Genomic DNA, 13,411 nt, shown 5'->3' on the forward strand with positions numbered 1-13,411 from the left:
CTCCTTAAATCATAGTTGTGGTTTTGAATCTAAATAGTTTTGTAAAATGATGACTGCTGCGACTTTATCAATAACTTTTTTGCGTTTCTTACGGGAAACATTTCCCTCGTTAATTAACATCTTTTCTGCTTGAGAAGTTGTTAATCGCTCATCTTGATACACGACCTCTACGTCTGGATGATGCTCTTTAACAAGTTCACCGTATCTCATGGAAGCCTCTGCTCTTGGACCAATGGAGTTATTCATATTCTTTGGAAATCCAATGACAACTGTATTGACATTCTCTGATTTAATAATTTCACTCAGACGTTCAATTCCAAATTCATTCGCATCTTCATCAATTCTAATCGTTTCTAACCCTTGGGCAGTCCAGCCAAGTAAATCACTGAGTGCGACTCCGACTGTCTTTGAACCAACATCTAGACCCATAGCTCTTTGATATTTGCTCATTAACTCTCTTCTTGTGTTAGATAGAATTCTACTAACTTCTCCATAATTTCATCTCGTTCATGACGACGTATTAAGTTACGTGCATCGCGGTGACGAGGGATATATGCAGGATCTCCTGAAAGTAAATAACCAACTATTTGATTAATTGGATCATACCCTTTTTCTTCAAGTGCACTATAGACTATCTCCAATGTTTCTCTTACTGTGCGTTTATTAATATCGTCCAGTTTGAATAGTATTGTTTCATCTAATGATTGCATCGCTTTCACCAAACCTTTCATATCTGTAAAGTCATCGATCTTAGATCTTTTGCGATGTACTTCGAGTTAACAACATTCTAACATACTTTGCGTATAATTACTTAGTAAATTCCTTCGCAAGCTATAATTTGTAAAGGAATTGTCACAATCAAAGCTAAAAAGCACAAGGAAAGAACAGATGGCATTGTAAACGATTTATTCAATCCAATCTATCTGTTCTTTCTCAAGTAAACTTATGCTTCTTTAATTGTTGCTTTTATTGCCTCAGGGATTGCACTAATCATATCTTGAATACCTGCTGGGTTTTTCCCTCCAGCTTGAGCCATTTGTGGTCGTCCACCACCGCCACCGCCAATTAATTTAGCTAATGGTTTAATAATGTCTCCGGCTTTTGTTCCTTTTGCGACAGTTTCATCATCAACAAAGACTAATAAAGTCGCTTTATCATCTTGGTTAGAAACAGCCACTAGAATATTTGATGCTTGTTTTTCACGCCAAACATCTCCTAATTGACGTAAGCCGTCTGCTGATTGATTTTCTTGAACGACACTTACAAAAGTGATGCCTTCAACTTCTTCAGTCTCATTGAATAAATTACCTGACTCTTCTTGTAATAATTTTGCAGATAGTGATTCAACTTTTGAGTGCGCTTCTTTCAACTCTTCTTGTAATTGGTGAATACGAGGTAGAAGTTGTTGCGTTTGTTGTACTTTCAATTCAGCTTGAACAGCTTGTAACATTGCTTCTTTTTCTTGATAGTATTCAATCGCAGCTTGCCCTGTAAGAGCTTCGATACGACGAATACCTGCACCAATTCCTGATTCACTCACTAATTTGAAGGTACCAATATCATTTGTATTCGATACGTGTGTCCCCCCACAAAGTTCGATGGATTCATTCCCAATGTTTACAACACGAACGACATCGCCATATTTCTCACCGAACAATGCCATTGCGCCTAAAGCTTTCGCTTCATCAATTGGCATTTCGTTAATATCAACGTCGACGGCATTTTGAATAAAGTCATTTACATATTGTTCAATTTGTTTTAATTCTTCATCAGTGACTTTACCAAAGTGTGAGAAGTCAAAGCGTAAGCGATCTGGTCCAACGTATGAACCTGATTGATTCGCATGCTCTCCTAAGATTGTCTTTAGTCCTTGGTGTAATAAGTGAGTTGCGGTATGGTTTTGGTTTGTTTTCAGGCGAGTCTTACCTTCTACGACTAGCGTATATGATTGGCCTTCATTTAGACGCATACTCAACGGTTTCACTTTATGCATGTATTGGCCGTTAGGTGCTTTTTGTACGTCATTTACTTCCGCAATTAATTCACTGCCGTCATAAATTCCACCTGAATCCGCTACTTGTCCACCCATTTCAGCATAGAATGGACTGCGATTAAAGAATACCCAAGCTTCTTCATCAATTGGAAGATGGTCTAAACTCTCTTCATCTTTAATGATCGCTTTGATAGTCGCATTGCTTGATAATTGGCTGTGTCCAACAAACTCAAATTCAGTCGTAACACCTTGTAGAGCCTCTGATTGCACTGACATACTTTCTTCAGTTGATCTTGCTGCTCTCGCACGCTCACGTTGTTTCTCCATCTCTACTTCGAAGCCATCATTATCTACAGTAAAGTTGTTTTCTAATGCCATCTCTTCGGTTAATTCTAATGGGAATCCAAATGTGTCATATAATTGGAAAGCTTGCGCTCCAGCTACAACGGTCTTTCCTTCCTCTGTCAATTGGGCCAAGATGTTTTCTAATTGCAACTCTCCGTCGCCAATTGTTTCATGGAATCGTTCTTCTTCGTTTTTAATAATTGATTGAACGAAATCTAATTTCTCATTAAGTTCTGCGTAGTAGTCACCCATGATTTCAGTGATTGTTGGAACTAAATCACTTAAGAATAAAGTTGTAATTCCCAAACGACGACCATGCATCACACTTCGACGGATTAAACGACGAATAATATAGCCACGGCCTTCATTCGATGGTAACGCGCCATCACTAATCGCAAATGCAACGGCACGAATATGGTCAGCAATAACTTTGAAGCTGACTTTACCTTCATTACTTTCGCTATATTTAATGCCATCCGTTAGCGTTTCAATTTTTTCAATAATTGGCATAAATAAATCAGTTTCAAAGTTCGTTGGTGTATCTTGAATCACTGATACTAAACGCTCTAATCCCATCCCTGTATCGACGTTTTTATGTGGAAGTGGTACATAAGTATCATCTGGCATATGGTTAAATTCAGAAAACACTAAGTTCCAAATTTCTAGCCAACGTTCATTTTCCCCACCAGGATAGTTTTCTGGATCATCTTCGGCAAGATTGTTATATGATTCACCGCGGTCATAGAAAATTTCTGTGTCCGGCCCACAAGGTCCAGCACCAATATCCCAAAAGTTATCTTCAACTGGGACTAAGTGTGAGTTATCAAAGTTTGGAATAGCCTCCCATAACTCTTTTGTTTCAGTATCTTCTGGATAATAAGTTACAAATAATTTTTCTGGATCGAATGCTAACCATTTTTCTCCAGTTAAAAATTCCCAAGCCCATTCAATCGCTTCTTCTTTGAAGTAATCTCCGATTGAAAAGTTTCCTAACATCTCAAATAAAGTATGGTGTCTTGCTGTTACACCAACATTTTCAATGTCATTCGTACGAATACTCTTTTGAGAATTTGTAATTCTTGGATTTTCTGGCGTTTCAGTTCCATCAAAATACTTCTTAAGCGTTGCAACACCTGAGTTAATCCACAGTAAAGTTGGATCATTCACTGGTATTAGCGATGCACTCGGACGGACGTCATGACCTTTATCTTTATAAAATGTTAAAAATAAATCTCTAATTTCTGCACTTGTTAATTGTTTCATCCAAACACCCCTTTAAAATAATAAAAGAGCTGTTATATGCAAGGGCGACAATCGCGGTACCACCTCGCTTATAACAACTCAAGTTCTTATATCTCAATTGCCGTTAACGCCGACTTACGCTAAATTTTCACTTAGTTATACATGAGGAGCATCATCCTTGTCGTTTCTTTCACCTACTGAAACGTCTCTGTTATTAAGTCTGATATGGTCTCAAATCGTCTATATTATACATAATTAGCCTGTTTAATGTCAACTATAAATGGCCAGTATAGATTCATTCTTAATAAAAATATTTATCTAGAACTTGAACAACACCATCTTCATCATTTGTTCCCGTCACATCATCGGCAATACCTTTCAGATATTCAGAAGCATTCCCCATCGCGACACCTACTCCTGCTACTTCGATCATTGGGGCATCATTATTCCCATCACCAACCGCCACAACTTCACTAATATCTATACCGATATGATCACATAGTCTTTGTAAACTTAGACCTTTAGAAACATCTCGGTGCATAAATTCTAGGAAGTAGTCTTTTGACGTCGCTGCATTTGTTGCTTTACCAAATTTTCCTTGGAGTTCCTCGTTGTGTTTTGCGACGATGTCTGGATCGCCAACGGCGATAAATTTTAATTCTTCTGATTCTAAATTATTGGCATAGTCACTGTCATAAATCGTTTCCAAGCCGGTTAATTCACCTTCGATATGACTGTAATCATTTTCCCGACTGAGATATACTTCATTATCACCGTAAGCGATTAATGCTAAACCTGTATCATGAATATATTGAACCAATTCTTTTTGTTCATCGAAGTCCATTCGTTGACTAAATAGTTCTTGCGCATCTTCCATGCTTGTAACTACTGCCCCATTAAATGAAATCGCATGTGATTTATGTTGATCTAGTAACAGTTCTTGAGCCTTTTCAACCGCTGATTTAGTTGGACGCCCAGTTGCTAGCACCAAGATAAAGCCATCCTCTTGGAATTGCAATAATCTTTCTTTCGTCACCGAACTAATTTCGTGATTACTATTTAATAAAGTATCATCAATATCCAAAACAAGCATTTTGTAAGACATATATACACTCCTTAATTTTTCAATATTTAGTCCGCTATATTGTATCATATTTTATGAGAAACTATGAGAATAGAATCACTTTTTTCATTTAACTCTTATTAAAATCCTATTGTCAAATCCACAACAAAATATGACAATAGAAGTAATTCTTTATTAAATGAATAACTTTGAGTATAATCGGTCTTAGTGTTTAAACTCAAATTGATAAAGAAATAACGAGGTGCTTTATGACAAATCGCGTACATATAATATGTCATCCTGAAGCGGGTGGCGGAGATGGAAACACCATCTTAAAAAAAGTTCATAGTGAATTGGACAGTTTCCAAATGGAATACATTACTTACCTAACTGACTATTCGACCCATGCTGAAGTTTTAACTGAACAGCTAGTTAACCGTGGTCACAAAGAATATAAGGATTATTTAATGGTTGTTGGTGGGGATGGTACATTACATGAAGTAGTTCAAACTTTACACAAGAACCAAGCTGATATCCCAGTTACTTATGTTCCTGCTGGAACTGGAAATGATTTTTATCGAAGCTGGCAAAATGGCTTATCTGTCAGAGGAATCATTGAAACAATGTTATTTTCAGAAAAGCCTGTTTCAATTCCAATATTCACTTACAATAACCACATTACTAAACGACAAGGTGTCGTCTTAAATAATATGGGCTTTGGCTTCGATGCTGAGGTCAATTTTCGAGCTCAAAATCTTATTAAAAATTCTTTTTTATCAAAAATGGGTCTTGGAAAACTTTCGTACTTATTAGCTGTACTGCTTAGTTTAAATAGCGTGCGTCATTTTGCCGTATCGGGAAGTATTGATAATCATCAGTTTCATTATGATGATGTAAGTTTAGCTGGAATATTAAATTCCCCTACTGTAGGTGGTGGGATTAATATCGACCAGTTAACAAGACCAAAAAATAATGAAATTGCTCTTGTCATCTACCGCGATATAAAATTATCGGTAATTTTTGATTTATTAATAAAAGTGTTAATTACAAAAAAAACAAACGAATCTGATAATATAGATCGATATACGGGTCAAAAATTACAGTTAAAAATCACTGATCCGATTAGAGGTCAAGTTGATGGAGAAGTCATACCTCAAAAGCCAGTAAACATTGATTTGGCTTTATCAACTTATCCATTTTATTTACCTAATTAGAAGGAGTTGCGTTTTAAAGTTATGAATGAAATTTTACATAAAGAATACTTAGAAACTGATTTATTCAAAAAAATCCAATTAGCCCAACCGGTTTTTTGGGAGAATAATTTAAAAATATCGTTTGATGAAGCAACCGAGAAAGTTACTTATTCAAAAAATGATGTTGATGATGCAGAGGAAAGGTTAAAACGCTTTGCACCTTTTATTATCAAGGCTTTCCCTGAAACAGCTGTCAATGATGGCTTAATTGAATCTGAATTTACTGAAATTAATACAATGAAAGAATATCTAGAAGATACATATCAAACAACAATTTCTGGAAAACTTTTATTAAAACGTGATGATACCCTACCCATTGCTGGAACAATCAAAGCTCGGGGTGCAATCTACGAAGTATTAAAACATGCTGAAACACTTGCTTTAGAAAATGGTTTACTTGAATCAATTGAAGATAATTATGAAAAATTCTTAAACGACGAATTCAATGAATTCTTCGCTCAACATAAAATTATGGTTGGAACAACTGGTAATTTAGGCATTAGTGTTGGCGTGATGGGAGCTAAATTAGGCTTTAATGTCACAGTTCATATGTCAACTGAAGCGAAACAATGGAAAAAAGATTTATTGCGTTCAAGAGGAGTAAATGTCGTTGAGCATCAAACAAACTTTACGGAAGCTGTTAACCAAGGAAGAGCGGAATCTTTAAGCGATCCAACGTCTTACTTTGTTGATGATGAGCATTCGATTGAATTGTTTTTCGGTTATACAGTTGCTGCCAATCGTTTAGCAAAACAATTAGAAGAAGCCAATATTAAAGTTGATGCTGAACATCCTTTATTTGTCTACTTACCTTGTGGGATCGGTGGAAGTCCTGGTGGGATTAGTTTTGGTTTAAAACAAATTTATGGTGATCATGTTCATTGTATCTTTGCTGAACCGACTCAAATGCCTTCAATGCTTTTAGGTTTAGCTACTAAAGAATTTGACGGTGTCACAGTAGACGAGTTCGGTATTGAATCTCGTACAATTATGGATGGTTTAGCCGTACCTCGTACATCCGGGCTTATCTCACGCATCATGCAATATTACTTCGATGCTGGTTACACCCTTAAAGAAGACGAATCAATGCGTCTACTAGGTAAAATGATTGATTTAGAAGCAATTTCGCTTGAACCTGCTGCCCTGGCAGGTGTTGTGGGTGCGGTTCGCATGCTAACGACCGATTCAGGTCAAGCTTTCTTAGCGAATCATCAACTACAATCGAAGTTAGGCCAAGCCACTCATATTGCTTGGGCAACTGGTGGGAGTATGGTTCCTGAAGAAGATATGCAAGCATTCTATCTACAAGGAAAAGCAGTCGATAATAACTAAATTTAAAAAGAGAGAGTCACTGAATTCCTAATGGAACGAATTCAGTGACTCTCTTTTGTATTTTAATTTGTTGAAGACATAAAATCATAAGGTGTAACACCATCCATATTAATCATTGGATCAATTTGGTTAATCGTCGCTTCCGTCAATTCTAAAGGTTCTTCAATTTGTTCTTCTAACTCCATTTGAATCGCTTCTGCTTCTGGAGTTTGTTGACTCGGTTCTTCTTCTTTAGTCTGTTCTTCCGCTTCATCGTCCTCATCTTCGGACGCTTCTTTGTCAAATTGAACCATTAATAAATCCCTTAAGAAGGTTTTACGGGGTTCTTTTTCGCTTGTCACAGCTTTGTAGAAACTATCTGGATTCCCAAGCATAATTAAGCTAGACTGTGCCCGTGTAATTGCTGTATATAGGATATCCTTTTGAAGTAATCGAGAGAACATATCGACTAACGGCAAGATAACGAGTGGGTATTCACTCCCTTGCGCTTTATGAATCGATGTACAATACGCTAATGTCAGTTGATCTAAATCAGATTTCTTATATACAAGTTCAACATTATCGAAAGATACGGTGATTTCTTCTACTTTTGAAGCCGTCTCTTTCTTAAAATGTATCGACTCAATGCGTCCAATATCTCCGTTATATACACCATCTTCGGAGTTATTTACTAGTTGCAATACCTTATCTCCTACTCTGAAAACAGAATCAAAATGATTTATTTCACGTTTTCTCGGTTTGGGTGGATTTAATAATTCTTGCAATAAAGTATTGAGTGCATTAATGCCGGCTGGTCCTTTATACATAGGCGCGAGTACTTGTAAGTTTGTTGCATCAAAGCCTTTTTTCTTAGCCGCTACAATAATTTGTTGTACCACATGACCAATTTGTTGTGCCGGCGCTTGAATAAATGACCGATCATGTTGCTTCATTAAGAAATCATCTGGTAAAATACCTTGTCGAATCTTATGTGCCAAATCAATTATGGTACTATTTTGTGCTTGACGGTAGATTTTTTCTAAACGAAGTACGGGTAAAACATCTGATTCAATCAAGTCACTAAAGACTTTTCCTGGTCCTACTGAAGGCAACTGGTCCTTATCCCCTACTAATACAACTTGTAAATGATATGGAATCGCTTGGACAAGCCAATTCATCAACCAAGTATCAACCATCGACATTTCATCGACAATTAGTAGTGAACCTTCTAATTCAGCTGCATAAAATTCATCAACCTGAGAATCACGATTAAAGCCAATCAGTCGATGAATGGTAGAAGCTGGTAAGCCGGTTGTTTCTTGCATTCGTTTGGCTGCTCGCCCTGTAGGTGCTGCAAGTAACACTGGATTTTCATCCACCTTTTTTGTTGCTTGTTCTAAATCATAGTCATGTAAGATTGAATGCAACAAGATAATACCTTTAATTAAAGTCGTCTTCCCAGTCCCCGGTCCACCAGTTATCACTGAAATTGGGGATTGAATGGATGTTTTCAGGGCTTGTCGTTGACTCTCATCATAATTAATTCCACTGATTTTAACGACTTCTTCAATCGCCTCATCGATTTCATCTTCTTCAAAGCGTTCAATTTGTTCATACTGATAGTAATTATCGATTTTCTTAACAATATTTAATTCAGCATAATATAAGCTTGGTATCATTAAATTATCAACTAAACGCATTAACTGTTCGTTTTGTACGGCTAATTCTACTGCTCGTTCCAATAACTCATCAGAAATTAAGTATCTTCGGCTCGACTCTAATAATTTCCGTCCATTTTTCTTAGCCACTTCTTCAGGAACATACGTATCTCCATCGCTATTTGATAACTCTAATACAGATACATAAATCCCTGCGACAATCCGATTAATGTCTTCAGCATCAAAGTCTAATTGTTCTGCTAACTGGTCTGCTTTACTAAAGCCGATGCCATCGATATCTTCAATTAATTTATATGGATTCTCTTTTATTACAGTAATGGTTTCACTTTCATAAGCTCGGTATATTTTATCTGATAAAGCAGGTCCAAAGCCCCATTCGCTTAATTGCATAAATATACGCTCAGTCCCTTGATGGCGTAGTAGCCCTTCGCGTAAGTCTTCTGCTTTCGCTTTTGATAAACCTGTGACATCTTTCAAGGCATTCGAGTCTGATATAATCGTATCAATGGCATCTTGGCCTAATTCATCAACAATGCGTTCTGCTAATACTTTCCCGATGCCTTTAAAGCGGCTACTTGATAAATAGTCAACGAGCCCTTCGTAAGATGTCGGCGCTTTTTGTTGATACCTTGTTACAGCAAACTGTTCTCCGTATTTGGGATGATTCGTTAATTTTCCAAAAAATTGATATTCCGTATCGAGATGAAGTGAAGCAAACATACCCGTAATGACTAATTCTTCATCTAACAGTAAGTCTGTTTCATCTTGATCAACGCTAATGCGGACAACTTTATAGAAGTTCGACGGATTCTCAAAAAAAATCGCTTCTACGACACCGACAACTAACTCTTCTCCTTGAGACATTTACTTCACCTCCTTATAATTTTTCTAACTCATGTATCATATCATAATCCGTACATGATTTTAAATCTGATTATGGTGTGGAAGATGGAATTCTGAGAGGGAATTGGTGGTTAACTGGAGGAATTTTTTAGATTTTTCTAGTTAACGTATGACTAAAGATGCAGTAGTGATGGTGTCTCAGTACATTGCACATATCCAAACTATTACCTCTAGAGCGACTGATCTGATGGAAGCAGCTGTCTTAAATCTCGGTAAAGTAGAGGCTGGTGAGCCTTTTAACATCATTGCCGAGAATGCTAAGCTTGAAGGTACCGTACGAACCTTTGATGCTAAAACTCGTGATATCGTAGAAACAGAAATGAAGCGCTATGCTGAAAGAACCGCAACGATGTATGGTGGTACAGTTAAATTTAAGTATCATCGAGTATTAGATCCCGTAATTAATGAAACACAAAGCGCTCAGTTAGTTCAATCAATTGCGAGAAATTCATTCGGTGAAGATTCAGTCGGAGACTTCCCACCAACAATGGGAGGCAAAGGTTTTGGTGAGTACACGAACTATATTAATAGTGCCTTTGCGACATTCGGAACACGCAACATCTCTAAAGGCTCAGACTACCCTCACCACCATGCTTGTTTCAATGTGGTCGAGGAATCTTTAAAAGTTAGCGCAGAATTGTATGTCCAATATGCCCTATCATATTTATATCAATATAAATTTTAATTAAAGAATAGTAAAAAAACACTCAAAGTTGTTCTCACACGAACTTCTTTGAGTGCTATTTGTCTTATAATGGTTGTGTTCACTTAATTATTTTGAGCATGTGATTCGAAATAATTTGAATGTCGGCGATGAAATTCTTGTTAACACTCTTTTCGAATAAAATTCAAACTGCTTAACCTTTAATAGTCGAATATATTATGGTATTAAAAAAGTTCAGAGTGACCAATCACTCTGAACTTCTTCATCTATTACTTATACGTACTGTCTTTTTTGGCTGTTTGAGAAAGCAGCGTCAATTGTTCCGCCACCTAAACATTCGTCACCGTCATAGAAGACTACCGCTTGACCTGGCGTAATCGCACGAACAGGTTCGTTAAAGTACACTGTAGCAAAATCTGAATCAGCATCGATTTCAACTTTAACTTCAACGTCTTGTTGACGGTATCTAAATTTCGCAGTACATTCAAATGTTCCATCCACAGGTAAAGGACTAGTGAAACTTAAATCTGATGCTTCTAAGTAATCAGAGTATAAGTTTTCGTGGTGGTATCCTTGGCCAACATATAAAGTTTGAGTTTCAGTATCTTTACCGATAACAAACCATGGCTCGTTAGAATCTCCGCCCCCACCAATTCCTAAACCTTGGCGTTGACCAATAGTATAGTACATTAAACCTGAATGATCCCCTTTAACTTCACCGTCAAGTGTCATCATTTTACCTGGTTTGTTTGGTAAGTAATTTGATAAGAATTCTTTAAAGTTACGTTCACCAATGAAACATACTCCTGTAGAATCTTTTTTCTTAGCTGTTGCTAGGCCTGCTTTTTCAGCAATTTCACGTACTTCTGATTTTTGTAAATGACCTAGTGGGAATAAACTTCTTTGTAATTGTTCTTGTGATAATTGGTTTAAGAAGTAAGTTTGGTCTTTATTATTATCTGCTCCACGTAATAAATGAACAGTTCCATCTAAATCACGTTTCACTTGTGCGTAGTGCCCCATTGCAACATAATCTGCACCTAAATCTAAAGCATAATCTAAGAATGCTTTAAATTTTACTTCTTTATTACACATAACATCTGGATTAGGTGTGCGTCCTTTTTTGTATTCTGATAAGAAGTACTCAAACACACGGTCCCAATATTCTTTTTCGAAGTTTACAGAATAGTAAGGAATTCCAATCTGTTCAGCTACTAAAGCCACATCCTTATAGTCTTCTGTTGCAGTACAGACACCGAATTCATCTGTGTCATCCCAATTCTTCATAAATAACCCAATCACATCATAACCTTGCTCTTTTAATAGTAATGCTGTGACTGATGAATCCACACCGCCACTCATTCCTACGACAACTCTAGTATTGCTGTTATCTGACATTGTCATTTCCTTTCTATATATTATTCTTTATTTTTATTGTTCGATTAAAACATCACGGTCAATAAAGCCATCGAAGATAAAGTTTACTTTCTCAACAACCATTGCGTTGTTGTCAAGTTTAGAAATATCTACTGTCGATAGACCTTTTTCATTGACAGTGGAGATTTTAATCCCTTTTAAGTCCTTATCTACTGTTACTTTTAATACAAGCCCTTGCTTATGTTCTGAATCCAAAGGACGTTTGTAAATATAATTACCCACCTTAGTATCTACGAAACCATTGTCACGTAATGTATAAGGACGCGCCTCTGGACTCACACTAAATTTGCGGTTGAAGCCTTTTAACTCTGCTACTTGTTTGAATGCCATAAATCAATCTTCCCCTTTGTTATTTTCTCTAAAGTATGGATAAATTGATCGATGTCTGCTTTCGTTGTTTGGTAACCGAATGAGATTCGTAAGCTTTGACTCCAACGTTCAGATTGATTTGGATAATAAGCTTTTAATATCTCACTTTCCGTTAAACTACCTGCCGAACATGCACTCCCGGCAGAAATATAGACACCATCTAAATCCATTTTTATTAGCATTTGACTCGCTATATTACCATTAAACCACAAATTATTAATATATGGTACTCGATTCTTCTGATCACCATTGATTTCGTATGATATTCCAATAGAATCCAATGAAGTTAATAAATATGCTTGTAATTCTTCGAATTTTTCGAAATTCGAAGTAATATCCTTTTTAGCTAGCTCCAATGCTTTAACCATACCTAATATATAGGGTACATTCTCCGTGCCTGAGCGCATCTTCCCTTCTTGTCCACCACCGTGAAGCAAAGGTTCAAGATGGTTATGCTCCTGATAAGTCCGATAAACTAAAAAGCCGATTCCTTTTGGTCCATTGAATTTATGCGCTGAGCCTACAAAACTTGTACATTTGAGTGCTTGATAATCTAACTCCAAGTGACCAAGTGCTTGAACTGTATCAACATGGAACCAAAGCTTTTGTTCATAGGCAGCTTCACCTAATTCTTGAACTGGTAAGATTGACCCTACTTCATTATTCACGGCCATCGCAATCCACCCGATTGTCTTATCTGTCGTTGCCTCCAAGAACTGCTGGACTGTAATCTCACCTTCTTCGTTTGGTTGAATATAAGTTACATCAAAACCTTGTGTCTCAAGATACTTCGTCACATTCGTTACTGATGGATGTTCGATTGCTGTAGTCACGATATGATGACCTTCACCAAATTCTCGCGATTTATTCGCTTGGGCAATAATCGCCCAATTGTTCGCTTCTGTTGCTCCACTTGTAAAGTATACGTCCGTTTCAGATACATTCAAAAGCTCCGCTAATTGCTTTCGCGCTTGAATCAATGCATGTTTGACTGACTTTCCAATACGATATGTACTTGATGGATTGCCGAAGTCATTTATTAACGCATCCTGAATAACTTGTACAACTGTTGGATGAACTGGTGTTGTCGCAGCATTATCTAGATAAACCATTTTAAACCCTCCCTTCTTGTGTGTATGAATACAACTTTAA

Annotated in this window: 11 protein-coding genes; 3 read left to right on the top strand and 8 right to left on the bottom strand. The window is 36.9% G+C overall.

Going from position 1 to position 13,411, the window contains the following annotated elements; translation table 11 throughout:
• Nucleotides 1-9: 9 nt before the first annotated feature.
• The 4 genes from ruvX to ACFO5Y_RS05050 form a co-directional block, all read right to left on the bottom strand.
• The gene (gene ruvX, locus ACFO5Y_RS05035) at nucleotides 10-450 is read right to left on the bottom strand and encodes a Holliday junction resolvase RuvX (RefSeq protein WP_138404644.1); all 441 of its coding nucleotides are present in this window, start codon (nucleotides 448-450) and stop codon (nucleotides 10-12) included.
• Entirely contained in the window at nucleotides 450-710 is a 261-nt protein-coding gene (locus ACFO5Y_RS05040; RefSeq protein WP_138404643.1) for an IreB family regulatory phosphoprotein, read from the bottom strand. Before ACFO5Y_RS05040 ends, ruvX begins: the two co-directional genes overlap by 1 nt.
• A 233-nt stretch (nucleotides 711-943) precedes the next feature.
• On the bottom strand, nucleotides 944-3,601 hold the full coding sequence (alaS, locus tag ACFO5Y_RS05045; protein WP_197104394.1) for an alanine--tRNA ligase: 2,658 nt from the start codon (nucleotides 3,599-3,601) through the stop codon (nucleotides 944-946).
• 280 nt (nucleotides 3,602-3,881) lie between these two features.
• Nucleotides 3,882-4,685 carry a Cof-type HAD-IIB family hydrolase gene (locus tag ACFO5Y_RS05050; protein WP_197104393.1) on the bottom strand — a complete coding sequence of 268 codons (804 nt, stop codon included), beginning with the start codon at nucleotides 4,683-4,685 and terminating at the stop codon, nucleotides 3,882-3,884.
• Between the two features lie 227 nt (nucleotides 4,686-4,912).
• Here ACFO5Y_RS05050 and ACFO5Y_RS05055 point away from each other — a divergent pair, with 227 nt between their 5' ends.
• Nucleotides 4,913-5,857 (top strand): diacylglycerol/lipid kinase family protein, encoded by a 945-nt coding sequence (locus tag ACFO5Y_RS05055; RefSeq protein ID WP_197104392.1) that lies wholly within the window; start codon nucleotides 4,913-4,915, stop codon nucleotides 5,855-5,857.
• Between the two features lie 21 nt (nucleotides 5,858-5,878).
• Nucleotides 5,879-7,228, top strand: coding sequence for a D-serine ammonia-lyase (locus ACFO5Y_RS05060; RefSeq protein ID WP_197104391.1), 1,350 nt, complete (start codon nucleotides 5,879-5,881; stop codon nucleotides 7,226-7,228).
• A 62-nt stretch (nucleotides 7,229-7,290) separates the two neighbouring features.
• On the opposite strand, the gene recD2 is transcribed toward ACFO5Y_RS05060, so the two are convergent.
• Nucleotides 7,291-9,750, bottom strand: coding sequence for an SF1B family DNA helicase RecD2 (gene recD2, locus ACFO5Y_RS05065; protein ID WP_197104390.1), 2,460 nt, complete (start codon nucleotides 9,748-9,750; stop codon nucleotides 7,291-7,293).
• Between the two features lie 148 nt (nucleotides 9,751-9,898).
• On the opposite strand from recD2, the gene ACFO5Y_RS05070 reads away from it, so the two are divergent.
• On the top strand, nucleotides 9,899-10,474 hold the full coding sequence (locus ACFO5Y_RS05070) for a M20/M25/M40 family metallo-hydrolase (protein WP_197104389.1): 576 nt from the start codon (nucleotides 9,899-9,901) through the stop codon (nucleotides 10,472-10,474).
• A gap of 252 nt (nucleotides 10,475-10,726) precedes the next feature.
• Here the strand turns inward: ACFO5Y_RS05070 and mnmA are convergent, their stop codons facing one another.
• The 3 genes from mnmA to ACFO5Y_RS05085 are packed head-to-tail and all read right to left on the bottom strand — an operon-like array spanning nucleotide 10,727 to nucleotide 13,371.
• Nucleotides 10,727-11,851 carry a tRNA 2-thiouridine(34) synthase MnmA gene (mnmA, locus tag ACFO5Y_RS05075; RefSeq protein WP_197104388.1) on the bottom strand — a complete coding sequence of 375 codons (1,125 nt, stop codon included), beginning with the start codon at nucleotides 11,849-11,851 and terminating at the stop codon, nucleotides 10,727-10,729.
• Between the two features lie 33 nt (nucleotides 11,852-11,884).
• Complete coding sequence (locus tag ACFO5Y_RS05080; protein WP_197104387.1) at nucleotides 11,885-12,220, bottom strand: cysteine desulfurase; 336 nt, start codon at nucleotides 12,218-12,220, stop codon at nucleotides 11,885-11,887.
• Nucleotides 12,202-13,371: a cysteine desulfurase family protein gene (locus tag ACFO5Y_RS05085; RefSeq protein ID WP_197104386.1), complete on the bottom strand. Its 1,170-nt coding sequence runs from the start codon at nucleotides 13,369-13,371 to the stop codon at nucleotides 12,202-12,204. The genes ACFO5Y_RS05080 and ACFO5Y_RS05085 overlap by 19 nt, the downstream gene beginning before the upstream one ends.
• Nucleotides 13,372-13,411: the final 40 nt, after the last annotated feature.

Source organism: Ruoffia tabacinasalis (genome assembly GCF_042652985.1).
GTDB lineage: Bacteria > Bacillota > Bacilli > Lactobacillales > Aerococcaceae > Ruoffia > Ruoffia tabacinasalis.

What these genes read in the sequence shown, in the direction of transcription:
- ruvX (WP_138404644.1), bottom strand. Translation starts at nt 450, where the DNA reads ATGAGCAAATATCAAAGAGCTATGGGTCTAGATGTTGGTTCAAAGACA.
- ACFO5Y_RS05040 (WP_138404643.1), bottom strand. Translation starts at nt 710, where the DNA reads ATGCAATCATTAGATGAAACAATACTATTCAAACTGGACGATATTAAT.
- alaS (WP_197104394.1), bottom strand. Translation starts at nt 3,601, where the DNA reads ATGAAACAATTAACAAGTGCAGAAATTAGAGATTTATTTTTAACATTT.
- ACFO5Y_RS05050 (WP_197104393.1), bottom strand. Translation starts at nt 4,685, where the DNA reads ATGTCTTACAAAATGCTTGTTTTGGATATTGATGATACTTTATTAAAT.
- ACFO5Y_RS05055 (WP_197104392.1), top strand. Translation starts at nt 4,913, where the DNA reads ATGACAAATCGCGTACATATAATATGTCATCCTGAAGCGGGTGGCGGA.
- ACFO5Y_RS05060 (WP_197104391.1), top strand. Translation starts at nt 5,879, where the DNA reads ATGAATGAAATTTTACATAAAGAATACTTAGAAACTGATTTATTCAAA.
- recD2 (WP_197104390.1), bottom strand. Translation starts at nt 9,750, where the DNA reads ATGTCTCAAGGAGAAGAGTTAGTTGTCGGTGTCGTAGAAGCGATTTTT.
- ACFO5Y_RS05070 (WP_197104389.1), top strand. Translation starts at nt 9,899, where the DNA reads ATGACTAAAGATGCAGTAGTGATGGTGTCTCAGTACATTGCACATATC.
- mnmA (WP_197104388.1), bottom strand. Translation starts at nt 11,851, where the DNA reads ATGTCAGATAACAGCAATACTAGAGTTGTCGTAGGAATGAGTGGCGGT.
- ACFO5Y_RS05080 (WP_197104387.1), bottom strand. Translation starts at nt 12,220, where the DNA reads ATGGCATTCAAACAAGTAGCAGAGTTAAAAGGCTTCAACCGCAAATTT.
- ACFO5Y_RS05085 (WP_197104386.1), bottom strand. Translation starts at nt 13,371, where the DNA reads ATGGTTTATCTAGATAATGCTGCGACAACACCAGTTCATCCAACAGTT.